24 protein-coding genes are annotated in these 22581 nt (G+C 47.6%); 17 read left to right on the top strand and 7 right to left on the bottom strand.

Going from position 1 to position 22581, the window contains the following annotated elements:
* Nucleotides 1-5: 5 nt before the first annotated feature.
* Genes mfd through ABDK92_00455 form a run of 9 tightly spaced genes read left to right on the top strand, consistent with a single transcriptional unit; the run spans nt 6 to nt 8298 of the window.
* Entirely contained in the window at nt 6-3092 is a 3087-nt protein-coding gene (gene mfd / locus ABDK92_00495) for a transcription-repair coupling factor (GenBank protein ID MEN3185104.1), read from the top strand.
* Entirely contained in the window at nt 3085-3876 is a 792-nt protein-coding gene (gene mazG / locus ABDK92_00490) for a nucleoside triphosphate pyrophosphohydrolase (GenBank protein ID MEN3185103.1), read from the top strand. Before mfd ends, mazG begins: the two co-directional genes overlap by 8 nt.
* A complete protein-coding gene (locus tag ABDK92_00485) occupies nt 3846-4280 on the top strand; it encodes a hypothetical protein (GenBank protein MEN3185102.1) in 435 nt (144 codons plus the stop codon). Before mazG ends, ABDK92_00485 begins: the two co-directional genes overlap by 31 nt.
* Nucleotides 4267-4518: an RNA-binding S4 domain-containing protein gene (locus ABDK92_00480; GenBank protein MEN3185101.1), complete on the top strand. Its 252-nt coding sequence runs from the start codon at nt 4267-4269 to the stop codon at nt 4516-4518. Before ABDK92_00485 ends, ABDK92_00480 begins: the two co-directional genes overlap by 14 nt.
* On the top strand, nt 4515-5633 hold the full coding sequence (locus tag ABDK92_00475) for a glycerate kinase (GenBank protein ID MEN3185100.1): 1119 nt from the start codon (nt 4515-4517) through the stop codon (nt 5631-5633). The genes ABDK92_00480 and ABDK92_00475 overlap by 4 nt, the downstream gene beginning before the upstream one ends.
* A 3-nt stretch (nt 5634-5636) precedes the next feature.
* On the top strand, nt 5637-6017 hold the full coding sequence (locus tag ABDK92_00470; protein MEN3185099.1) for a cyclophilin-like fold protein: 381 nt from the start codon (nt 5637-5639) through the stop codon (nt 6015-6017).
* A gap of 15 nt (nt 6018-6032) precedes the next feature.
* On the top strand, nt 6033-7319 hold the full coding sequence (gene eno / locus ABDK92_00465; GenBank protein ID MEN3185098.1) for a phosphopyruvate hydratase: 1287 nt from the start codon (nt 6033-6035) through the stop codon (nt 7317-7319).
* 7 nt (nt 7320-7326) lie between these two features.
* On the top strand, nt 7327-7593 hold the full coding sequence (locus ABDK92_00460) for a septum formation initiator family protein (protein ID MEN3185097.1): 267 nt from the start codon (nt 7327-7329) through the stop codon (nt 7591-7593).
* Nucleotides 7594-7641: 48 nt separating this feature from the next.
* Complete coding sequence (locus ABDK92_00455; protein ID MEN3185096.1) at nt 7642-8298, top strand: class II aldolase/adducin family protein; 657 nt, start codon at nt 7642-7644, stop codon at nt 8296-8298.
* Here ABDK92_00455 and ABDK92_00450 read toward each other — a convergent pair.
* From ABDK92_00450 to ABDK92_00435, 4 genes are all read right to left on the bottom strand, one after another.
* Entirely contained in the window at nt 8295-8510 is a 216-nt protein-coding gene (locus tag ABDK92_00450; protein MEN3185095.1) for a hypothetical protein, read from the bottom strand. The two genes, ABDK92_00455 and ABDK92_00450, sit on opposite strands and share 4 nt — an antisense overlap.
* A 195-nt stretch (nt 8511-8705) precedes the next feature.
* Nucleotides 8706-9791 carry a 3-phosphoserine/phosphohydroxythreonine transaminase gene (gene serC, locus ABDK92_00445; protein ID MEN3185094.1) on the bottom strand — a complete coding sequence of 362 codons (1086 nt, stop codon included), beginning with the start codon at nt 9789-9791 and terminating at the stop codon, nt 8706-8708.
* Nucleotides 9792-9932: 141 nt separating this feature from the next.
* Nucleotides 9933-10718 carry a family 1 encapsulin nanocompartment shell protein gene (locus tag ABDK92_00440; protein ID MEN3185093.1) on the bottom strand — a complete coding sequence of 262 codons (786 nt, stop codon included), beginning with the start codon at nt 10716-10718 and terminating at the stop codon, nt 9933-9935.
* 12 nt (nt 10719-10730) lie between these two features.
* Nucleotides 10731-11075 (bottom strand): ferritin family protein, encoded by a 345-nt coding sequence (locus ABDK92_00435; GenBank protein ID MEN3185092.1) that lies wholly within the window; start codon nt 11073-11075, stop codon nt 10731-10733.
* Nucleotides 11076-11224: 149 nt separating this feature from the next.
* Between ABDK92_00435 and ABDK92_00430 the strand changes: the two genes are divergently transcribed.
* The 4 genes from ABDK92_00430 (at nt 11225) to pdxA (ending at nt 15106) form a co-directional block, all read left to right on the top strand.
* Entirely contained in the window at nt 11225-12196 is a 972-nt protein-coding gene (locus ABDK92_00430) for a class II fructose-bisphosphate aldolase (protein MEN3185091.1), read from the top strand.
* A 72-nt stretch (nt 12197-12268) separates the two neighbouring features.
* The gene (gene fsa / locus ABDK92_00425; GenBank protein ID MEN3185090.1) at nt 12269-12931 is read left to right on the top strand and encodes a fructose-6-phosphate aldolase; all 663 of its coding nucleotides are present in this window, start codon (nt 12269-12271) and stop codon (nt 12929-12931) included.
* A 34-nt stretch (nt 12932-12965) separates the two neighbouring features.
* On the top strand, nt 12966-14114 hold the full coding sequence (locus tag ABDK92_00420; protein MEN3185089.1) for a pyridoxal phosphate-dependent aminotransferase: 1149 nt from the start codon (nt 12966-12968) through the stop codon (nt 14112-14114).
* Entirely contained in the window at nt 14108-15106 is a 999-nt protein-coding gene (gene pdxA, locus ABDK92_00415) for a 4-hydroxythreonine-4-phosphate dehydrogenase PdxA (GenBank protein MEN3185088.1), read from the top strand. The genes ABDK92_00420 and pdxA overlap by 7 nt, the downstream gene beginning before the upstream one ends.
* Here pdxA and glgB read toward each other — a convergent pair.
* On the bottom strand, nt 15068-17248 hold the full coding sequence (glgB, locus tag ABDK92_00410) for a 1,4-alpha-glucan branching protein GlgB (GenBank protein ID MEN3185087.1): 2181 nt from the start codon (nt 17246-17248) through the stop codon (nt 15068-15070). The genes pdxA and glgB overlap by 39 nt on opposite strands.
* Nucleotides 17245-18111 carry a ribonuclease H-like domain-containing protein gene (locus tag ABDK92_00405; GenBank protein ID MEN3185086.1) on the bottom strand — a complete coding sequence of 289 codons (867 nt, stop codon included), beginning with the start codon at nt 18109-18111 and terminating at the stop codon, nt 17245-17247. The genes glgB and ABDK92_00405 overlap by 4 nt, the downstream gene beginning before the upstream one ends.
* A gap of 140 nt (nt 18112-18251) precedes the next feature.
* Here ABDK92_00405 and ABDK92_00400 point away from each other — a divergent pair, with 140 nt between their 5' ends.
* Both ABDK92_00400 and ABDK92_00395 read left to right on the top strand, forming a co-directional pair.
* Nucleotides 18252-19337, top strand: a complete 1086-nt coding sequence (locus ABDK92_00400; protein ID MEN3185085.1) for a 6-phosphofructokinase — start codon at nt 18252-18254, stop codon at nt 19335-19337.
* A gap of 15 nt (nt 19338-19352) precedes the next feature.
* Nucleotides 19353-20147 (top strand): inositol monophosphatase family protein, encoded by a 795-nt coding sequence (locus tag ABDK92_00395; protein MEN3185084.1) that lies wholly within the window; start codon nt 19353-19355, stop codon nt 20145-20147.
* Here ABDK92_00395 and ABDK92_00390 read toward each other — a convergent pair.
* Entirely contained in the window at nt 20059-20418 is a 360-nt protein-coding gene (locus tag ABDK92_00390; protein ID MEN3185083.1) for a hypothetical protein, read from the bottom strand. The genes ABDK92_00395 and ABDK92_00390 overlap by 89 nt on opposite strands.
* 182 nt (nt 20419-20600) lie before the next feature.
* On the opposite strand from ABDK92_00390, the gene melA reads away from it, so the two are divergent.
* Nucleotides 20601-22013 (top strand): alpha-galactosidase, encoded by a 1413-nt coding sequence (gene melA / locus ABDK92_00385; protein MEN3185082.1) that lies wholly within the window; start codon nt 20601-20603, stop codon nt 22011-22013.
* Complete coding sequence (rpiB, locus tag ABDK92_00380) at nt 22010-22486, top strand: ribose 5-phosphate isomerase B (protein ID MEN3185081.1); 477 nt, start codon at nt 22010-22012, stop codon at nt 22484-22486. Before melA ends, rpiB begins: the two co-directional genes overlap by 4 nt.
* Nucleotides 22487-22581 lie beyond the last annotated feature (95 nt).

Genomic DNA, 22581 nt, shown 5'->3' with positions numbered 1-22581 from the left:
GGAGTATGGGTTGGCAGGAAGAATTTTGGAATCACGTGATGGCTCCCCTGGTGGAGCGCCTGCAAGAGCGAAAAGTTATTGGTGTAGAGCTTGTGCCCCCCTTACGAACACTCGTTGCGGCTTTTTTGGCTCGATTGGGAAATCTCCTCTATGTGGTTCCAGATGAAAGAAGCAGGATGAGGGTGGCCAGAGAACTGAGGACGTGGCAGTCCCTGGTTTCTTTAAGCCATGTCTTAGAAGCTGAATCCATGGATCTTTTCTCGGGTATAACATTACAGGAACGGATGAAAAGTACCGAAAATTGGGTCATGACGGTTTCGATTGACGATTTAAAAAGGGAAGTGGTGGAGTGGCAGTATTTTACGGCTCATTCCCATTTTTTACAGAAGGGTCAGGAAATCAAACGAGATCACTTTCTCGATTTTCTTTTCTCTCTGGGGTATGAGCGGGTTGACCTTGTGACCTCCAAGGGGGAGGTGGCCATAAGGGGCGAAGTGGTGGATCTTTTTCCGCCACAACTTGATCAACCGGTCAGGACCTTCTGGTGGGGGAACCAGGTGGAGAAGTTACGCACTTTTAACCCTGAGACCCAGAGAACCGGAGGAGAGTTGGAAAATCTTTTGATTCCTCCTGCCAGTGGTTTTTTCCGCACCATTCCTTTTTTACGAATTCTGGAAAAAGCGGTCTTCGTCTCTGTTTTTGATGGCGTGGCACCTGAGGGGGGATTTTCTTTTCCTCTATCGGTATACCTGGGGTTAAAGAGAAACGTCGGTGAAGTTTTGACCGTCTCTGTTTCCAGCAGTCCCTGTTTCGAGGGGAATATTGCTCAGTTTGTCGAGTCTATTCAGGCGGAGAACTGGAAATTTATTGGGGTGATTCTCCCCCAGGAAAAGATCGAGGTTCTCTCGCAGATTTTTATGGAATCGGGTATTCCTTTTGAAAATGGTTGGGATGGTCCAGCGAGGGTTCATTTTCAGGTAGGGTTTCTGAGTAGCGGCTTCCTCCTTCCTACCCTTTCTTCGGTTTTTTTCTCCGGGCGAGAGATTTTTGGGTTTTCTCTTCCTTCGTCGTCTTCGAAGGGAAAGATGACTACCTCTTCTTTTGAGTTCCTTTCCACCCTGAATCCTGGTGATTATGTGGTACATGAAGAACAGGGAATCGGGATTTTTCAGGGATTAAAGGAAATGGTGGTGCAGGGTGTGCGCAGGGTATATCTTGAGATTGGTTATGCTGGTAATGATGTTTTGTATGTACCCGTAGAAAATGCCCAGGTAGTCCAGAAGTATCTGGGGGTGGGTGAGGCAAAACCCGTATTGAGCCGTTTGGGAAGGGGAGAATGGACGCGGAGTCGAGAAAGAGCGAAGCGATCGGTTGAAAAAATAGCCCGGGAATTGGTAGAGCTCTATGCCCGGCGTCAGATTGAGAGAGGCCATGCTTTTTCCCCTGATACGCCTTGGCAGAGGGAATTAGAGGTTTCCTTCCCTTTTATCGAAACTCCGGATCAGAAAAGGGCTATTGAGGAAGTAAAGCGGGATATGGAAAGTCCCCGTCCCATGGATCGCCTGGTCTGTGGAGATGTGGGGTATGGAAAGACTGAGGTCGCGGTTCGAGCCGCTTTCAAGGCGGTGATGGATGGGAAACAAGTGGTAGTCCTGGCACCCACGACGTTATTATCTGAACAACATTATCTAACTTTTTCGGAACGGATGAAGGCTTTCCCTGTGCGCATTGCCGTGTTAAACCGCTTTCGGACCCCTGGAGAACAGAGGGAAATACTGGAGAAGGTAAAAAGTGGAGAAATTGATATTCTGGTTGGAACTCATCGATTGCTGAGTAAGGACGTCGTATTTCGGGATCTGGGACTCTTAATCATTGATGAAGAGCAGCGCTTTGGGGTTTTTCATAAAGAACGCCTGCGGACTATGAAAGCCAGCGTTGACGTTTTAACTCTCACGGCGACACCCATTCCCAGGACCCTTTATCTCTCGCTTTTAGGAATAAAGGATGTGAGTCTCATTGAAACCCCTCCCGAGGGACGAAAACCGATCACCACCCTGGTGCTGCCTCGAACTGTGAAAACCATTCGGGAAGCAATTGGGAGAGAAATAGAGCGGGGTGGACAGGTTTTCTACGTTTGCCCTCGCATCCGGGACCTTTTTCGAGTAGAAAAAGAACTGCGGGAAGTATTTCCTCACCTTTCTTTCGGTATTGCCCATGGTCGTTTGAAGGCGAAGGAGCTGGAAGAGATGATGAGGGCATTTTACCAGGGAGTCATACCAGTCCTCCTGTGCACTACGATTGTGGAAATTGGACTGGATGTGCCTCGAGCCAATACCCTTATTGTGGATCCGGCGACACTCTTTGGGTTAGCTCAGCTTTATCAATTACGGGGACGTATTGGTCGTTTTGATCGAGAGGCGTTTGCCTATTTTCTGTATCCTTCTCATCTCCGTTACGAAGCGCAAGAACGGTTGGAAGCGTTGCTTGAGTTCAGTACCACTGGTTCTGGCGCGAAACTGGCTATGAGGGACCTTGAAATTCGTGGTGCGGGCAATATCTTGGGTACTGAACAGCATGGCTTTATTCAGGAAGTCGGTTTTTCTCTCTATCTCAAGCTCTTGCAGGAAGAGGTTGCTCTGTTGAAAGGAGAAAACAAGGAAGCACCAGGCGTAAACCCCCGTATTTTTTTGAGGGTCAATGCCTACATTCCCTCTACCTATTTGGAGAATGAGACCGAGCGTCTTCATTATTATCGGAGATTTTGGGAGTCATCAAGCCTAGAGGATATTCTTGAACTCGTGGAGGAATTACAAGACCGGTTTGGACGTTTTCCGGAAGAGGTTGAAAATCTCTTTCAGATTGCAAGACTACGCTATTATGCTAAAATAACTCAGGTTGAAAGTATCGAAGAAAAAGACGATGGGATATATATTGAAGGGTCTCTGGAAACGTTGGGTAAAATTTCCGCGGTGATGAGGAACCGAATAGAAACGAGGTTACTCATTCAGAACGGTCGAGTGGTGCTGCGTTTGCCAAGGTTGTCAGCCGGTACACTTGTGCAGTTTTTGGAGAGGATGAGCCAAAATGGATGAAAGGGAGAGTAATGGAGTACTTTTTGAAGAACTCCTCGATATTGTTGCTCGATTACGGAGTGAAGATGGTTGTCCCTGGGATAGAGAGCAAACGCGAGAGAGCCTTAAGCCTTTGATGTTGGAAGAACTGTACGAGGCTTTTGACGCCATTGACAAGCACGATGAAATATCATTGCGGGAGGAGCTGGGGGATATGCTGTTGCATATCGTTTTCCATGCTCAGATCGGGAGTGAACAAGGGAGTTTTACCATCAGAGAAGTTTTAGCAGGCATTATTGCCAAGATGAGAAAGCGCCATCCCCATGTCTTTGGAGAACTCCAGGTCAAAAGTGTTGACGATGTGTTACTGAATTGGGAAAAAATTAAGGATGAAGAGCGGAAAGAAGGAAAAGGAATGCTTTCTTCGCTCCCCCGGTCTTTACCTTCCCTTTTGCGAGCTTTGGCCATTCAGTCTCGGGTAGCCAGGGTTGGTTTTGACTGGAAAGACGCCACAGAAGTCGAACGCAAAGTGGAGGAAGAGTGGAGAGAATTCCTTGAGGCTTGGAACCATCAAAATCGTACTCGGATGGAGGAAGAATGGGGGGACCTGGTTTTTGCTCTGGTCAATTTAGCTCGTCATCTTGAGATTCAACCAGAAGATGCGTTACGGAAATCCTGTGACCGCTTTGTGAGACGGTTTGAGTTTGTTGAAAAGAGAGTAAAGGATCAAGGGAAGGCGTTGGAAAACGTGACTCTGGAGGAGATGGATGCCTTATGGGAGGAAGCCAAGAAGGAGCGCTTGTAGGACAAATTCCCTGGGATGAGTTTAAGACGAGGGTCCAGGTGCTTTTGCCGCTGTTACAGGGGTGGAATCCGGATTGTCTTGTGGCTGTTAACGCAGAAGGGCTTCTTCTGAGTGGCCTGGTGAATCGGGTCTTGCAGAAAGAGGTTCGAACGATGGGTATTCAGGAAGAACCCTGGCAAGTTTTATGGGAAGCAGTGGGGGACTTGAAGGATAGGCGAGTTGTGATGGTTGCGGGACGTTTTCTTTTGGCTTCGACTCAAGAAAAGATTGAATCATTTTTGAAAGAACGGGGAGCGCTTTCGATACTGAAAATGGTTATTCTGGGGAGAAAGGGAGATTATTCCTGTTTTCCAGAAAAAAGCGAAGAAACCTTGTTGCCCTGGGAGGAACATGCGGCTCGATAAGTTTCTCCAGGTTTCAAGGCTTATCAAACGTCGTTCTTTGGCACAAACTGCATGCCACAGTGGTCGGGTGTTATTGAATGGGAGGGTTGCCAAACCCGCTACTCCGGTGAAAATTGGGGATCGGATTACGCTTTGTTCTGCAAGTTGGGAGGTTGAAGTGCAAGTCATGGCTCTTTCCGAGAAGGAAGGAGGAGGATTGTTCGAGCTTATCCGGAAAGAGAGGCGACTTGAAGAGTGAAAGTGGTGGTGTGCCCGAACTCTTTTAAGGGGAGTTTGTCAAGTATTGAGGCATCTTTGGCGATATGCCAGGGCCTTGAGGAAGCAGGAATAGAGGGAGTGATTGCAAAACCTCTGGCCGATGGAGGAGAGGGAACGATTGAGGCTTTTGCCTGGAATAAAGGTGGGCAGAAGCGTCTCTACCGGGTCATGGGTCCTTGGGGAGAAGAGGTGGAGGCTACGATACTTCTTTGGGAGAGTACCGCAATCGTGGAAATGGCTCAAGCGGCTGGATTAACACTTGTATCTCCGCACCAACGTAATCCTCGTCTGACCACCACGTATGGTGTGGGAGAGCTGCTTGGCAAAGCGTTGGCATTGGGTGTAAAGCGAATCATCCTGGCGGTGGGTGGAAGCGCTACAACCGATGGGGGGATGGGAGCACTTCAGGCCTTGGGGGTTCGTTTCCTGGATGCTCAAGGTCGAGAACTCTTTGGTGTCGGGGAGAACTTGCTCTCCGTTGCTTCGCTTGATTTCTCGGGTATGGTCATGAAACCCCGGGATGTGGAATTTCTGATTGCTTGTGACGTGGAAAATCCTCTATATGGGGAAAATGGTGCTGCGTACGTCTATGCTCCTCAAAAAGGGGCCTTGCCAGAAGATGTATCGTTCCTCGATAAAGGTTTACGACACTATGCCACGGTTGTGCGACAATTTACCGGGGTTTCCTTGGACGATCTTCCCGGAGGTGGTGCAGGAGGTGGTATTGCTGCTGGAATGTTTGCCTTCTGGGGAGGACAGATTGTTTCCGGAGGGGAGTTGCTTCTGCGGATTTTTGAAGTTGAACGGGAGGCAGAAGGGGCAACCTGGATGGTGAGTGGTGAAGGGAAAATTGACCGCCAGACTACTTTTGGGAAGCTTCCCTGGCGGGTACGGGAAATGTGTATGCGACATGGAAAACCCTTAATCCTGATTGGAGGGGTTGTGGAAGAAGATGCTGGTACGCTTTTTGGGGATCGCGTAGCGCTCTTTTCTTTGGCGAGTTGCTGGGAGACTGAGGAAGCAGCTTTTAAACAGGCTTTTTTGCGGTTGCGGAATCTTTGTTTGAATTTGGGAAAGATAATGAGGGAGGTATAAACAGTGGGGCAGAAAATTAAATTCATCTTTCCCCAGTCGGGGGTTACTGTAGAAGCAGAGTTGAAAGAGAGTCAATTGGCACAAAGTGTTTTGGCAATCCTGCCGTTTGAAGGGAGGGTGAATACTTGGGGTAAAGAGATTTACTTTCCCATTCCCCTTCAGAGTGATATGATATTTCCACAGGGATTGGTCCGAAAGGGGGATATCGGATACTGGCCGGAGGGAGCGTGTCTTTGTCTCTTTTTTGGTCCTACACCGGCAAGTTTGAGTGCTGAAGAAATTCGCCCGGCCAGCGATGTAGAAGTGGTTGGGCAACTTTTGGGAGAGGTAGACGTGCTGGAGCAAATTTCTTCTGGCAGTGTGGTAAAAATCGTAAAGGAATAGAAAGGAGCTGATGCTATGAGTACCATTTTCGATGTTCATGCTCGAGAAATCTTGGATTCAAGGGGAAATCCCACTGTTGAGGTCGACGTCACTCTGGCTTCGGGAGCTTTTGGGAGGGCGGCAGTGCCTTCTGGAGCTTCAACCGGGACTTTTGAGGCTGTGGAACTTCGCGATGGCGAGAAAAATCGTTACCTGGGTAAAGGGGTCAAAAAAGCGGTTTCCAACGTCAACGAAGTCATTGCGCCGGAAGTCATCGGACTGGATGCGCTGGACCAGGCTTCTATTGACAAAACGCTCATTGAACTCGATGGGACTCCCAACAAGGGGAAACTCGGCGCTAATGCCATTCTGGGGGTTTCTCTTGCTGTTGCTAAGGCGGCGGCAGATTATACTGGGCTTCCCCTCTACCGGTATATTGGGGGGTCGAATGCGCGAGAAATGCCGGTACCACTCATGAATATTTTGAACGGTGGGAAACATGCCGATAGTGGTGTAGATATCCAAGAATTCATGATCGTTCCCTGTGGAGCCAGTTCTTTCTCTGAAGCACTCCGAATGGGAGCCGAGACTTTCCATGCTCTGGCGAAGGTCTTAAAACGAAAGGGTTATTCCATCGGGGTGGGAGATGAAGGAGGTTTCGCGCCGAATCTTCGTTCGTCGGAGGAAGCTCTGGAGACCATCATCGAGGCCATTCAATTGGCCGGTTATGAACCGGGACGAGATGTTTTTCTGGCTTTAGATCCGGCTGCTTCAGAACTTTTCCGGGACGGTATCTACGTTTTTGAACGGGAAGGAACCCGAAGAAGCGTTGAGGAGATGGTGGAATTTTACCAGACGCTGGTGGAGAAGTACCCCATTGTTTCCATCGAGGACGGCTTGGCAGAAGAAGACTGGGAAGGCTGGAAGAAATTGACTTTTGCGCTGGGTGAAAAAATCCAGATTGTCGGTGATGACCTTTTTGTGACCAATAAAGAAAGGCTTTTGCGGGGTATTGCCGAAAAATCGGCCAATTCTATTCTGATCAAGCTTAATCAGATTGGGACCCTCACTGAGACTCTGGAAACCATCGAGACAGCCAAAAAAGCTGGATTTACCTGTGTGGTTTCACATCGCTCTGGAGAAACCGAAGACGCCACCATTGCCGATTTAGTGGTGGGGTGCAACGCGGGTCAGATTAAGACTGGTTCGCTCTGTCGTTCAGAGAGGATTGCCAAGTACAATCAGCTTTTGCGGATTGAGGAAGACCTGGGAAGTGCAGCGCTCTTTAGAGGAAAAGGCGTTTTCAAATCACTCCTTACTTAGGAGTGATTTGAAGAAGTTCATATTTGTACTGTTCCTTTCGTTTTTCTTTTTTGGCCTTACGTTGCGGACCAGCGAGAAGGTTGTTCTGTATTTTCGGTTGGAGCGAGAATTACAGGAACTTTCTTCTCGGGAAGAAGCGTTGCGTCGAGAAGTCGCTGAGTTACGAAAAGAGCGGCAATTTCTGGAAGAAGATTGGTATATTGAAAAGTTGGCTCGGGAGAAACTGCGCTTAGTAAAACCAGGGGAAATCCTGGTTCGAGTCATTGAGGAGTAGGGGGAGAAGGGCTTCTCCTACTCCTTTGAAAAAGAGGAGGACTACATCGTGGAAGAAACGAGACTGCGGGAGGAATTAGTTTGGTATGGGCAAAAAATCCTCCAACGGGGGTTAGTAGTTGGGCCAGGCGGAAATCTGAGTGCTCGCTTTGGAGAGCACATCCTTATTTCCCCCAGTGGTTTTGCCTTTGACGAAATACGTCCTGAAGATTATGTCAAAATTTCGCTCCGGGATGGGAAAGTGGTTTCTGGGGGGAAACCTTCTTCGGAAATTTTGATGCACTGGTTAATCTATCTTGAACGCCAAGATGCCATGGTCGTGATGCATACCCATCCTCCTTTTGTTTTAGGTGTTACTGGCGGTGGGGGTACCATTCAGCCGATGTTTCCTGATTTTGTGGCTTATCTTGCGAGGACTGCAATTCTTGACTACATTACGCCTTGCACCATGGACCTTGCTCAGGCTGTTCGGAAGGCCATTCGGGAAGCTGATGCGGTGCTCCTTCGTAATCACGGTTTGGTTACAGTAGGTTTGACCCTGAAAGAGGCGTATTATCGGACGGAAATTATGGAGGAAGCTGCTCGGATTACGGCTGTTAGCAAAATTTTCGGTGCTCCCCGTATTCTGAGCGCTCAGGAATGCGCAGACATCCTTGATCTTGACGCTGAGAAGTACCGCCAAGAACTTGTCAAAAAGGAGCTTTAGACTTGTTGGAGTTTTTCGGAAAGCTGAATTTGGCTTTCGATAATCTGCATACAGAGGTAACAGAGGTTGATTTCGCGGTCTAAGCCAATAGCAATGTGCCAATCAGCATCCTGACCGCAGAGATCACAGGGAACGAAAAACTGCATAATTGGTTCTCGGAAGGCGCTAAAATTTTTTAAGTATTTGGCTACTTCTTCCTTTGTTTTCATCATGAACCCTCCTTTCTTTTAGAGAAAAACAGATTGGTGATGAAAATATTCCCAATACTCCAATGCTCCACAGTATATTTTGGGGAGAGACTGCTTCGTCGTGTTTTTCCAGGAAAGCTCAGTTTTTATCAATCATTGTAATCCTGCTACACAAATTACACGCTGGGTAATAAAGCCTGGTGCATGCACCAGGCTTTATTACCCATTAATACGCGCAAACTCTTTCATAAAATTAAGGAGTGTCTCTACTGCTTCTATGGTTACCGCGTTGTAGATCGAAGCCCGGCATCCACCCACAGCCCGATGGCCTTTCAGGCCCACTAAGCCAGCCTTTTTCGCTTCCTGAACAAACCGGCTTTCTAAAGCTTCGGAAGGGAGACGAAAAATTACGTTCATCTTTGAACGGTCTTCAGGGAGAATGGGATTCCGATAAAAATCCTGGCTATCGATATAGTCGTAGAGGAGTTGAGCTTTTTGGCGATTGATTGCTTCCATTTTTTCTAAACCACCGATTGTCTCTTCCAACCATTCCATGACCAGGTTCACCACGTATATGGCGAAACAGGGGGGAGTGTTATACAGGGAATTTGATTCCACAAAGGTGGAATATTTGAGCATGGTGGGAAGGTTCTGGGGTATACGTTCCAACATGTCTTTGCGAATAATGACGATGGTGACCCCCGCTGGTCCAGCATTTTTCTGTGCTCCGGCATAAATGCACCCGAAAGGTTTCGGGTCAAATACCCGACTAAAAATGTCCGAAGACATATCGGCTATGAGGGGAATTCCTTCTATTTTTGGAAAGAAAGGCCACTGGGTTCCCCGAATCGTGTTATTTGAGGTGATGTGAAGGTATGAAAGTCCGGGTTCAATGGTAAAATTTTTGGGTATGTAGGTGTATTCTTTATCGGCAGACGAAGCCAGAATCCGCACTTCTTTGCCCAAGTTTTTAGCTTCTTTAATGGCTTTTGAAGCCCAGTAACCGGTATCTACGTAACCAACCGGTTTCCCATTCGGAGCAAAATTCATGGGAACCATGGTGAACTGGAGGCTTGCTCCACTCTGGGTGAAAATCACATCAAATTCTTCCCCAAGCTTGAGTATTCTTTTAATGCGAGTAACAGCCTCGTTGAGGATTTCTTCGAATTCTTTGGAACGGTGGCTCATTTCGAGGATAGACATCCCACTTCCTCGGCAGTTCAGCATCTCTTCTTGGATTCGCTTTAAAACCGGTAAAGGTAGTGCTGCTGGTCCAGGGTTGAACGTGCATACCCTTTCTTCCATGGTTATTCCTCCCTTACTGGTGCTCATTGTTTCTCTATATCAGTCTTCCTATTGTATCATTCTTTTTTCGTTTTTGAATTCGTTAGCAATAACTGAAGAAGCGAAGAAAGAGGGGATCCAGGAGGATCCCCTCTTATTGATTTACTCTAAAATACAGATAGACCTTGGTTCCTGAATGAGGAGGCCCAGGCTTTCTGAAATACTCAAGAAAAACCCGTCCTGATCGGTGCCCAGGAAACCAATTTGCATATCCTGTCCCAGGATCAGTGCGGCATAGGTCTCGTTCACATTGATGAGAATGCCACCACTTTGGAGGATTGGTGCCTTGATGACCCGGTCCTGCACGATTTCCTGAATGTGAGCGAGCTCGGTGTGGTGACCGGCGGGGTAACGGCGGAGAAGCAAATTGTAGAGTGATGGCGCAAGTGCCAGGGCGTATGGACCATGAAAACCGGTTTCGTCGAGAAGAGAGACAGCATTGATGATATCAAGGCTTGCCTGACCCACTTTTTCCCAGGAATGGAGAGAAAAGCGGAGGCTTTGCGGAAGCGTTAAAAGACCAGGCCATTGTTCGATACCCCGGAAAATCAGTGTATCTTCAGTGGTGGTACACGCGGTTACCGTTTGGACTAAGGGAGTTACGTCTAAAGTGATTCCTTCTCTTTCAAACTGCGCTACGGTGAGTTTATGGAGATGAAAGGTTTTTTCGATATAAAAAAGAGGCGCATTCTGAACTATGGTCACATCCTGTGACACCTTTGTAGATAAGGGTAAGGCTGTAACACCCAGACCCACAGGGCCCTTCAGGGGGAGGATCTTTCTCCCTGCAAGTTGAGCCCTTCCTACTTCGATCATGGTTTGATCAAGAATTTTCCACACTTTTTCGCCAAAAGGAGCGTCTTCTCGTCCCAAATACGGGTGAGTCATAATCATTCCTCCTTAGCGTAAAGAACCAATGGTCGGTTCTTCAGGGGTATCCGGTTTTGCACGTTCCTGCACCAACTCATCCACTTCTCTGGCACCTTGCTGTAAGAACTCTTTTTCATCTTCGGCTAGGATTTCAAGAAGGCGTAAAAACTCACCAGCATGCACTTTCTCTTCGTTAGCGATGTCAATTAGGACTTTTTTCGCTATGGGATTGTCCGTAGCGTCGGCGTGGGCCAAATAGAGATGTACCGCTTCTTCCTCCGCGGCGAGGTTGAGACGTATGGCGCGCAATAACTCTTCTGTGCTCATTTTGCGCGGGGGAACCATTCCCGAGAAAGGGTTAAGAAATTCTGGCACAATGGCACCTCCTTAAACGTGTTTTTAGAATAAAAAAAGAAACTCCTCTTATATTTTATTCCTTGGGTCTTCCTATTTTCAAATTACAGGGTAAAATAAAAAAATGATCGAGGGTGATTACTCTATTTTCTATAAAGGGAGGAAGTATCATGGCGGTTCACTTTAGCGAGTTAGGGTTGGTCAACACAAGGGAAATGTTTCGTAAGGCAATGGCAGGAAAGTATGCTGTTCCAGCTTACAATTTCAACAATATGGAACAGTTGCAGGCAATCATCACTGCCTGTGTGGAATGTAGCTCACCGGTCATTTTGCAAATTTCTAAGGGCGCCCGGCAATACGCTAACCAGACCCTCCTACGTTATATGGTTCCCGGGGCGGTACAAATGGCTCGTGAGATGGGAAGTTCCATTCCCATTGCTTTGAATCTCGATCATGGGGATTCTTTTGAGCTGGCGAAATCCTGCGTTGATTATGGTTTTTCCAACGTGATGATTGATGGGTCACATCTCCCTTATGAAGAAAATATCGCTCTGACCAAAAAAGTGGTCGAATACGCTCATGCTCATGATGTAACCGTAGAGGGAGAACTTGGGGTGCTGGCGGGCATTGAGGAACATGTTTCCTCAGAAGTTTCCCACTATACCCGTCCGGAAGAAGTGGAAGATTTCGTCAATCGGACTGGCGTTGATAGCTTGGCAATTTCCATTGGAACGTCTCATGGGGCTTACAAATTTAAACTAAAACCCGGTGAACCTTTTCCCACTTTGCGTTTCGACATTCTGGAGGAAATTGAGCGTCGTCTTCCTGGTTTTCCCATTGTGCTTCATGGTGCTTCTTCGGTGCTACAGGACTACGTAAACATTATTAATCAATATGGGGGAAAATTGGAGAATACGGCTGGTGTTCCCGAAGATCAGATTCGCCGTGCAGCGCAGTCAGCAGTGTGTAAAATCAATATTGATTCGGATGGCCGTCTGGTAATGACGGCAATGATCCGGAAGTACCTGGCAGAAAACCCCAAAGAGTTTGATCCCCGTAAATACCTGGGCTATGCACGAGAAGAGTTGAAGAAAATGTATATCTCAAAGTGCCAGCTTCTGGGGAGTGCTGGACGCGGTTGATAGTCAGTGGGGGATGTGCGTCAACATCCCCCACTGGTTTTTTGAGTAGAGGGGCATATCACAGAAAGGAGGATGGTGAGGACGAAATTTTTCATCGATACGGCTTTCGTGGATGAGGTTCGTCAGGCTCTTGAGCTGGGAATTCTTGATGGTGTGACCACTAATCCTACCTTGGTGAGCAAAACCGGACGAGGTTTTAAGGAAGTGATTATGGAAATTTGTAAAATTGTGCCTGGACCAGTCTCGGCTGAAGTGGTCAGTCTTGATGCCGAAGGTATGATCCGGGAAGGGAGAGAACTTCATGGCTGGGCACCCAATATTGTGGTCAAGATTCCCATGACCGCGGAGGGTTTGAAGGCGATTCGGGCCCTTGCTTCTGAGGGTATTGCTGTGAATACCACCCTCATTTTCCACCCTTTGCAGGCGCTCATGGCGGCAAAAGTCGGCGCAAAGTACGTCAGCCCCTTTGTAGGGAGACTCGATGACATATCGAGCGACGGTATGCGTCTTGTAGCCGACATCGTCCAGATTTTTCGAAATTATGGAATGACTGCTGAAGTCATCGTTTCATCGGTGCGTCATCCCATGCATGTGGTTGAAGCGGCAAAAATTGGAGCTCATATTGTCACCCTTCCTTTTGGTGTGATTCAGAACCTGGTCAGACATCCTCTCACTGATATCGGTTTGAAAAATTTTCTTGCTGATTGGGAGAAGGTTCCTGAAAAGCCGTTTTGAATGATACAAAGCCAGAAAAGGATGTGAGTGAACCATGGAAGTGCCACAGGAAGTTTCACAACTCCCGCGTTCTGGGATTCGAGAGTTGATGGGGATGGCTCTCGCTATACCTGATTCCATTCGGCTGGAAATGGGTGAACCCCATTTCCCCACTCCTGCTTTTGTTACAGAGCGGTTACAGCAATTTTTGCTCCAGGGAGAAATTCGTTACACGCCTACAGTGGGCATTCCTTCTCTGCGGGAGAAAATTGCAGCTAAGCTTTTTGCAGAAAAAGGATGGCGGGTTCCGGTCGACCAGATTATGGTTTTACCTGGGTCACTGTTCGGAACTGTAACGGTTTTTCGTACCGTTCTTCGTCCAGGTGACGAGGTACTGGTACCTGATCCTGGCTTTACGAACCACTTTTCCCAAGTAGAACTCTGTGGAGGAAAATCGGTTCATTATCATCTCCTTCCTGAAAACCAGTACCTTCCCGATTTTGCCGAGATTCGCCGTCTGGTGAATTCTCGCACCAGAGCGATCCTCGTGAACTCTCCTTCCAATCCCTTAGGGGTGGTTTTCTCCCGGGAAACGCTAGAAGAAATTGCCCGTCTTGCTGAGGAATATGGGTTACTCGTGATTTCCGATGAGGCATACGAAAAATATGTGTATCAGGGTCAGCACGTCGGTATGTTTGAGATGGTGAGTTCAGAACGGTTGGTGACTATCTTTTCTTTTTCCAAAACCTATGCTCTCACCGGCTGGCGGGTGGGATATATGGTGGTTCCGCCGTCGCTTTTCCCTCACTGTGCGAAGGTTGCAGAATACCTCATTGCCTGTACTTCCCATATTTCTCAAAAGGCTGCTGAAATTGCTCTTGACCTTCCCAGAGAGGAAATCGAAAGAATGGTGCGTTATTATGACGATAACCGTCGTATTGTTACGGTTTTACTCTCTGAGGGTGGTTTTCGCTTCTTTAATCCTCAGGGAGGGTACTATGTGTGGGTGGATGTGCGAGAGTTTGGGAGGCCCTCACTGGAATTTTGCAAGGAACTGCTCCTCAGAGAAAAGGTCGCTTTCGCTCCTGGAGATACGTTTGGGGAGAGTGGAGAGGGATTTGTGCGGATTTCCATTTGTCGGCGAAAGGAGGAAGTTGAAGAAGGTGTAAAGAGATTAATTTCCTGGAGGAGAGAACATTGTTAAAGCCCGTTCTGGCTCTCACCATGGGGGATCCAGCTGGGGTGGGTCCTGAAATCGTGGTCAAAACTATAGCTTCCTGGGATATAGAAGCTATTCCCCTTGTGGTTGGCGATGGGGGTGTTTTGGAGAGAGCACAAAAAGTAAGTGGGATTACGGTACATTGGCAGGAGGCTCGTTTTCCAGTGCAGGGAGATGGTCCATTGCTCCTCCACCTTGGTAATGTTGATCCTTCTTTCTCTTTTGGAAAAATCACTCCGGAAATGGGACGAGCCAGTTACGAATATATTGAAAGGGCCACCATGCTCGCCTTGGAAAAAAAGGTGCAAGGTATTGTTACTGCTCCCATCAACAAAGAGGCCCTTTATCAGGCTGGTATTCCCTTCATTGGTCACACCGAGATTTTACAGTCTTTAAGTGGTGTGGATCAGGCTTTAACCATGTTTCAGGTGGGAACATTGCGGGTTTTCTTTTTAACGCGCCACCTTTCTCTTAAAGAAGCCATTGAAAACGTGAAAAAAGAGGCTCTGGTTTCTTTCGGGGAAAAAATGGTTTTGTATCTTCGACTTCTGGGGATTTCTGTCCCTCGGATTGCGGTTGCGGCTTTAAATCCCCATGCTGGAGAAGGTGGGCTTTTGGGAAGAGAGGAAATCGAAGAAATTATGCCCGCTGTAAAGGAACTGAGAAAAAGAGGATACCAGGTTTCCGGTCCCTATCCGGCGGATTCGGTTTTCTTTTTTGCTTCACAGGGAAATTTTGACGCGGTTCTTTCACTCTATCACGACCAGGGACACATTGCCACTAAGTGCCTTGATTTTTACCGTACCGTGAGTGTTACGCTGGGGCTCCCCTTTATCCGTACTGCTCCGGATCACGGCACGGCTTTTGATATAGCTGGTCGAGGCATTGCTCGGTATGAAAGTATGTACGAAGCAAGTCGTGTTGCAGCACATTATGCCCTATTTTATACCCTCCCACTTCAGAATAAGGCATCCTAAGGGGGGAAGTGTCAAGGAAAGGGTATAAGGCCTTCCGTGGGAAGGTTCTTCCTGAGCATGAACCAGCCCCCAGTTTCCCACATTGCTTCCACCGTAAATTTCAGCGTCGCTATTGAGAACTTCCCGGTAATGTCCAGGTTTCGGTACCCCCAGACGGTAATTAAAGCGCACCACCGGGGTAAAATTAGCCACAAACAGGAGAAAATCATCGGGATTTTCGGCTTTACGGATGAAGGAAATAACGGAATTGTCGGCGTCATGACAATCGATCCATTCAAAACCCTTCCAGGAGTAATCACATTCGAAGAGCGAATTTTCCTGGCGATAAAGGTGGTTGAGATCCTGGACAAAACGCTTGAGTCCGGAGTGAGTAGGGTAGTTCAAAAGAAACCAGTCCAATTCTTGATTATGGTTCCATTCTCTCCACTGACCAAAATCGTTTCCCATGAAGAGGAGCTTTTTGCCCGGATATCCAAACATGACGGCATACGCCAAGCGAAGCTGAGCAAATTTCTGCCACCAGTCTCCGGGCATTTTTTCAATCATACTTTTTTTGCCGTGAACCACTTCGTCATGGGAGAGGGGAAGGATAAAGTTTTCCGAGAATGCATACATTAGGGCGAAAGTCAGATTATTATGATGATACTTACGGTAGATGGGGTCCTTGCTCATGTAGAGGAGAAAGTCGTTCATCCACCCCATGTTCCATTTAAAAAGGAAGCCAAGCCCTCCAAGGTACGGTGGTAGGGTTACGCCTGGCCAGGCCGTTGACTCTTCGGCAACGGTGGCAATACCAGAAAAACTGGTGTAAAGACGCTCATTGAGTTTTTTTAAGAAATCCATAGCTTCCAGATTCTCTCGTCCGCCATAGATGTTGGGAATCCATTCTCCCTCATTCCTGCCGTAATCAAGGTAAAGCATGGACGCCACCGCGTCGACTCGTAGGGCATCGATGTGATATTCCTTGAGCCAGAAGAAAGCGTTGGAGAGGAGAAAGCTCTGTACTTCGTGGCGACCATAATTGAAGATATAACTTCCCCAATGAGGGTGCTCTCCCTTACGGGGATCGGCGTGCTCATAGAGTCCGGTACCATCGAAATGCCCCAATCCATGGGCATCTTTCGGAAAATGGGCGATGACCCAGTCGAGGATTACCCCGATACCATGACGATGGCAGTAGTCTACGAAGTACATGAAATCGTGAGGTGAACCAAAGCGACTGGTAGGGGCAAAATATCCTGTAACGTGATAACCCCAGGAACCGTCAAAAGGATGTTCGGCAATGGGGAGAAGCTCTATGTGGGTATACCCCATTTCTACCACATATTTGACAAGTGCGTGGGCAAGTTCCCGATAATTGAGAAACGAATTATTTTCCCCCCTTTTGAATGAGCCAAGATGCACTTCGTAAATACTCATAGGGCTTTTCAGAAGGTTTGTGTTCTTTCGCTTTTCCATCCATTCTTCATCACCCCAGTGGAATCCGTCCAGTTTGTAAACGATTGAAGCGGTTTTGGGACGTACTTCAAAGAAAAAGCCATAAGGGTCGGATTTGAGCAGGAGTTGGCCGGTTTTGGTTTTAATCTCAAATTTGTATAGGGTATTTTCTCCAATTCCGGGAATAAAGATTTCCCATATTCCCGAATTTTTTAAAGGACGCATACCATGTACTCTTCCATCCCAATTGTTAAAATCTCCGACTACACTGACTCGCTCGGCATTCGGAGCCCAGACAGCAAAGTGGACCCCTTCTGTCCCTTCCATGCTGATACAATGGGCACCAAGTTTGGCATAGGCGTAGTGATGGGTTCCTTCGTTGAAGAGGTGGAGGTCAAGGTCGGTGAGAAAGGGTGGAAAGGAATATGGATCCCGAATCGTATATTCTTTACCGTCTTTTTTGATTTTAAGTAGGTAAGGGAAAGCCGTGTATCCTTCCAAAATCCTTTGAAAAAAACCCTCTTCATGGACCTTCGTAAGAGGGAATAACTTTCCTCCTTCTTTTTCCATCACGGTGACGTTTTGAGCACCGGGAAGGAAAACTCGTACGACCACACCCTGCTGGATTTCATGCATCCCCAGGAACGAGAAAGGATTGCTGTAATTACCCTTGACGATGGCCTGAATCGATTCTCTTTCGGTCATGTGTTTTCTCCTTTTTGAGAAAAGTAACGAAGTTTCTCGTAAAATATTTCTTGAATGACTTCCGGATGGGCTTTGTAAGGGATGACAATCCGGGATGATGGTTCCGGTAGAGGAGGAAGCGAAAGGGGTAGCAAAGAAAGTTTGGCATTGTAGGCAAAGACGATGAGTTTCTCGAGGTTTACAGTGTCAGCGATGTTATACGCCAGAAGGGTTTCTAAAGCCTCAGGACACCCTTCCTCATATTTCTGCCAGAGTAGTACTGCAGTGTATCCATCCACTCCTTTCAGCTCTCCCCGGTCGATGCCTAACATTTTTTCGCAAGCTTTTAAACCTCCTCGCAGGCCTAAACTTCGTAGGACGTACCGCAAGTCAATATGTACCTGAGGAAGCTTTATTCTCAGAGTCCTTTCAATGAAAGGAACATCAAAACACTTGCCACCAAAGGTGATGAGCACTTTATAACGTACGATTTCTCGGGCGAATTCCTGTAGGTTGATACCGTGGATGAAGGTCTTAATCTCTTGCCCGTTGAAAAGAGTAACGGTGGTAATATGATCATCAGGAGGATTGAGGCCGGTGGTTTCAATGTCAAGGAATACTGAATGGTGCCTGAATTCAGGAAACATCCTCCAGAGTTCTCGAGAGGGCAAGAGGCTGGCAAAGAATAAAGCTTCCTCTCGCTCAAGATGGCTCAGGGAGCGAAGTACAAAGGATTTCAGGGTATAATGGATTGCTGGATAAGGGAGACGCTGAGGCGAAAGTTCAAGTAGCGCTTCCTCCCAGGTGGTAATGCCATGTTCCCAGAGCTTTCGTTCGATTTTTTCTCCTATGTTCGGTATGTGGCAAAAAGTGGATGTTAACATATTTTGTCCTTTTAGGGTTTCTTTTTTAAACTACTTACTTGTACACTTATATTGTAAAATATTGGGAGTGCTTTTCCAATTAGGAGTAGAAAGAGTTTGGCAATGTGAGCGCCTTGTGAATCCTGAAGGGGGGCTAAGCAGTGAAACGCGTTGGAGTTTTAAGTGGAGGGGGAGACTGCCCGGGTATTAATGCGGTCATTCATGCGGTAGTAAAGAGAGCGATCCTCAAATATGGTTTTGAGGTAATTGGTATTCTAGATGGTTTTGAGGGCATGGTGGAGGAAAGATGGCGCTCTCTCAATTACAACGATGTTTCCGGCATCATGCCATTGGGTGGAACCATTCTCGGTACTTCGAACCGGGCGAATCCTTTCCATTACCCGGTTTGTGACGAAAAAGGAGAACTCTGTTTTGAGGATCGGTCTCAAAAGGTGGTCGAAACTTATGAAAAACTTAAACTTGATGCCTTGATTGCCATCGGGGGGGATGGAACGTTCCATGTGGCAGAGAGGCTTTCCCAGATGGACCTTCGAATTGTCGGAGTTCCCAAGACTATTGATAATGACCTGAATGGGACGGATCTCACTTTTGGTTTCGACTCGGCGGTAAAAATTGTCACTGAAGCGATTGATGCGCTACACACCACAGCGCAGTCTCACCATCGGGTAATGGTGGTGGAAGTGATGGGTCGTTATGCAGGATGGATTGCGTTATATGGGGGAATTGCTGGAGGGGGTGATGTGATTCTCATCCCTGAGATTCTTTTCGACCTAGCTAAAGTTGGAGAGTTTATCCGGAAAAGACAGCAGGCCGGAAAGCGTTTCAGCATTGTGGTGGTAGCCGAAGGGGCTCGCCCTCGAGGTGGTGAAATGGTGGTTCAGAAAATCGTCAAGGAGAGTCACGACCAGATTCGTCTGGGTGGTGTTGGTCATGTTGTTGCCCAAAGTATTGAGGAAAGAACTGGTTTAGAAGCTCGAACCGTTATTCTGGGGCACCTGCAAAGAGGTGGTTCACCCACGGCTTTTGACCGGATTTTGGCTACCCGTTTTGGTGCAAAAGCCGTAGATCTTGTGGTAGAAGGGATGTTTGGCCATTTCCCTGCGCTGCGCGGGAAGGATATTGTGCCAGTGACTCTGAAAGAGGCCATTGTTTCACTTAAAGTTGTGCCCCCTGATTCCCCAATTCTTGATGTGGCTCGTTCTATGGGAACCTATTTTGGAGATTGAAAGGGAGGACGAACGGTGATTAGTGAAAGAACAAAAAAGGCCTTAGAAATTGCTCAAGAGGCAGGAAAATTCGCTTTTTCTCGGTGCCATTCGGTAGGCAAAGTTGAAACCAAAAGTAGCCTCATTGACGTTGTGACCGAGGTTGATAAGGAGACGCAGCATTTAATCGCCAGGCAACTGAATCGCTCTTTTCCGAAAGATCTGGTCTGGGGTGAAGAGAGTGGATATCCACTGGAGGATTTTTCCTCCACCTGGGTCATCGATCCGATTGATGGGACGAGTAATTACATCCATGGTTTACCTTTTTATGCTATTTCTATGGCATATTTTCGGGGTGGAAAACCATCCATAGGGGTGATTTATGCTCCTGTTCTTAAAGAGCTTTTCTTTGCTGAAGAAGGACAGGGTGCTTTCCTCAATGGAGAGCCGATTCGAGTTTCTCCGGTGGACACGTGGCATCAGGCAATTGTGGGGACCGGTTTTCCCCACGATGAAAAACGCTGGGCGTTTATCGAGCCACTCTATGCTCGATTGTTGACTACCTGTCAGGCTCTCCGGGCCATGGGAAGTGCGGCGTTGGGTGTGGCCTATGTTGCCTGTGGTCGTCTAGATGGGTATGTTCAACTGGGGATTTCTTTCTATGATGTGGCGGCAGGAATATGCCTGGTGAGGGAAGCAAAAGGAACAGTCAGTGACCTCTGGGGAAAGGAGTGGACCTTCGTCAGCCGGTCACTGTGGGTGACAAACGGCGTTCTGGATTTGGGAGTTGTGAAAGGAGTCCTCCCAGAAGAAACCCCTGTGCAGCGTTGATTACTTTTCTGGTGAGGGGCGACGGAGAAAAAAATAACACCAAAAGACGTGTCCCTCCCACGCAGATACAGATAAACGCTGGGACCAGAATCCAGGAGTTTAACTTTCCTATGACTTCGGCAAGAAGAAAGGCGATGCCGATGGCAATGGTGGTGAGACTACTTTGTCCGGTATCCCCCCGTTTGGGTGGTGATGGAGTCTTCAGGTCCTGAGGTAAAAGTCCTTTCGCAATCATGGCCATTTTTTGACGGTGTTCGGTGAGAATGGCCACAACGGCGACCGAAATTCCTGCTAAGGGAATCAGTATCCAGATCCAATCTGCTATATTCTTTCCCTCCTTTTCATCTTGAAACCATTATAGAGGAAAAGAGCGATGTTGGATAGAGATAACATTTTTTTGGATGGTATACTTAGAATATATTTCAATCCATGACACCATAAGGGGGATGGAACATGAGAAAGATTGCCATTATTGGAGCAGGAAGTATCGTTTTCTGCAAGACACTCATGCTTGATATTATGGCTACGCCACCTCTGGAAGAGACGCAGTTTGCGTTGATGGCTCCCTCTACCACCCGCACAAGCCAGGTAGAACGTTTTGCTAAAAGGGTCATTGAGGCCAATCGCCTCAAGTCGGAAGTGTACGTTACCACGGATCGCAGAGAAGCCCTGCGGGATGCAGATTATGTGATTACTACCTTCCAGGTTGGCGGGGTGTCGGCTTTTCAGATGGATTATGAAATTCCTCTTAAATATGGTGTGGATCAGTGTATTGGCGATACGCTTGGACCGGGAGGAGTTTTTCGAGCCCTGCGGAGCATTCCCGTCATGCTTGAAGTTGCTCGAGAAATGGAAGAAGTTTGTCCTAGAGCCATTCTCCTTAATTACGTCAATCCTATGGCCATGGTTTGCTGGGCATTGGGAGAAACCAGAGTTCAGTTTGTTGGTCTTTGCCATGGGGTCCAGACCACTCTGGATTTGATTTCTGGATACGTGGGGGTACCGAAGGAGGAAATTGATTATATCTGTGCCGGAATTAATCATATGGCCTGGTTTATTAAACTGGAGCACCGAGGGAAGGACCTTTATCCTATTCTGCGGGAGCGTTTTGAGCAGCCTGAGTACTATGTCAACGAAAAAGTACGTGGAGAGGTATTTCGGCATTTTGGGTACTTCATGACTGAGTCGACTGGCCATCTTTCAGAATATGTTCCCTGGTTCCGCAAGAACGGGAAAGCCTTGTCACTTTACTGTGACGAACCATCTTTTGGTGGTGAGTCTGGAGCCTACTATAAGTGGTCGCAGTACGTCGCTTTTAAGTATCAGAACAGGGATGTATTGAGTGATGAGCCGGTAACTCTTCCACCGCGAAGCGTGGAATACTGTTCATACATCATTGAGGCTCTGGAAACGGGAAAAACCTTCAAATTCAACGGAAACGTGCGGAACGATGGAATGATTACCAATCTTCCTCCGGATTGCTGTGCCGAAGGACCCATGTATGCGGACCGTTCAGGATTACATCGAACCATTGTGGGGAACCTGCCTCCTCAGTGTGCAGCCTTAAATTTAACCAATATTAACGTCCAGCGCCTGGCAGTACTGGCAGCCAAAAGTGGTGATCCGGAATACGTCGTCCAGGCCTGTGCCTTGGATCCCCTCACCGGAGCGGTACTTACTCTGAAAGAAGTTCGGGACATGGTTCGGGAGATGTTGGAAAAAGAGAAACAGTGGTTGCCTCAGTTCGAAGGGAAAATATTAAAGTCCACTCCCACCATTGTTATTCCCAAAAATGTTGAACGGGCCAAAGTTCCGGTTGATCCGGCCCTGGCAATTTTTGCCCGTTTTGGGGAGCTGGCACAATGATGAAAGTCGCCATTGCTTCGGATCATGCTGGTTTTCGTTTTAAGGAGGAAGTTAAAAAGAAGCTGGTACACGAGGGATACGAGGTACTGGATTATGGAGCAGCGGATGAAACGCCCACTGGGACCGGCCCTTATGCTCAGAAAGTCGCTCGTGCTGTTTCTCTGGGGGAGGTAGAGCGGGGAATTCTCATCTGTGGAACCGGTGGGGGTATGTCGATTGGTGCTAACCGTTACCCTAACGTGCGGGCAGTGCTTGTTTTCAATGAGTTTACCGCTCTGAATGCTCGAAAACACAACGATGCTAATGTTCTGGTTCTGGGTGCGCGAACCATCGACCTTGCTCAGGCTCTGGTTTTTGTTGATATCTTCTTACAGACGCCTTTTGATGGGGGCAAGTACGCTGAACGTCTGGCGTATCTTGAAAGGGTCGAACGGGAGGTCTGGGAATTGTTACAGAGGAAATTTGCTCAGTAAATTGTTATTTTTCAGGAAAAGGCTCAGGGACAAACTAAAGTTTATTCCGTATGCACCGATATATAGAAGTGGAGAGGTGAAAAAGGGGGATGGAG

The sequence above is a fragment of the Atribacterota bacterium genome (assembly GCA_039638595.1).
Classification (GTDB): domain Bacteria; phylum Atribacterota; class Atribacteria; order Atribacterales; family Caldatribacteriaceae; genus Profundicultor; species Profundicultor thermophilus.
This window is presented reverse-complemented; position numbering and strand designations above follow the sequence as displayed.

What these genes read in the sequence shown, in the direction of transcription:
- ABDK92_00485 (MEN3185102.1), top strand. Translation starts at nt 3,846, where the DNA reads ATGGGAGGAAGCCAAGAAGGAGCGCTTGTAGGACAAATTCCCTGGGAT.
- fsa (MEN3185090.1), top strand. Translation starts at nt 12,269, where the DNA reads ATGGTGAGGACGAAATTTTTCATCGATACGGCTTTCGTGGATGAGGTT.
- ABDK92_00440 (MEN3185093.1), bottom strand. Translation starts at nt 10,718, where the DNA reads ATGACTCACCCGTATTTGGGACGAGAAGACGCTCCTTTTGGCGAAAAA.
- mfd (MEN3185104.1), top strand. Translation starts at nt 6, where the DNA reads ATGGGTTGGCAGGAAGAATTTTGGAATCACGTGATGGCTCCCCTGGTG.
- rpiB (MEN3185081.1), top strand. Translation starts at nt 22,010, where the DNA reads ATGATGAAAGTCGCCATTGCTTCGGATCATGCTGGTTTTCGTTTTAAG.
- serC (MEN3185094.1), bottom strand. Translation starts at nt 9,791, where the DNA reads ATGGAAGAAAGGGTATGCACGTTCAACCCTGGACCAGCAGCACTACCT.
- ABDK92_00430 (MEN3185091.1), top strand. Translation starts at nt 11,225, where the DNA reads ATGGCGGTTCACTTTAGCGAGTTAGGGTTGGTCAACACAAGGGAAATG.
- glgB (MEN3185087.1), bottom strand. Translation starts at nt 17,248, where the DNA reads ATGACCGAAAGAGAATCGATTCAGGCCATCGTCAAGGGTAATTACAGC.
- ABDK92_00480 (MEN3185101.1), top strand. Translation starts at nt 4,267, where the DNA reads ATGCGGCTCGATAAGTTTCTCCAGGTTTCAAGGCTTATCAAACGTCGT.
- ABDK92_00420 (MEN3185089.1), top strand. Translation starts at nt 12,966, where the DNA reads ATGGAAGTGCCACAGGAAGTTTCACAACTCCCGCGTTCTGGGATTCGA.
- mazG (MEN3185103.1), top strand. Translation starts at nt 3,085, where the DNA reads ATGGATGAAAGGGAGAGTAATGGAGTACTTTTTGAAGAACTCCTCGAT.
- eno (MEN3185098.1), top strand. Translation starts at nt 6,033, where the DNA reads ATGAGTACCATTTTCGATGTTCATGCTCGAGAAATCTTGGATTCAAGG.
- ABDK92_00450 (MEN3185095.1), bottom strand. Translation starts at nt 8,510, where the DNA reads ATGATGAAAACAAAGGAAGAAGTAGCCAAATACTTAAAAAATTTTAGC.
- melA (MEN3185082.1), top strand. Translation starts at nt 20,601, where the DNA reads ATGAGAAAGATTGCCATTATTGGAGCAGGAAGTATCGTTTTCTGCAAG.
- ABDK92_00405 (MEN3185086.1), bottom strand. Translation starts at nt 18,111, where the DNA reads ATGTTAACATCCACTTTTTGCCACATACCGAACATAGGAGAAAAAATC.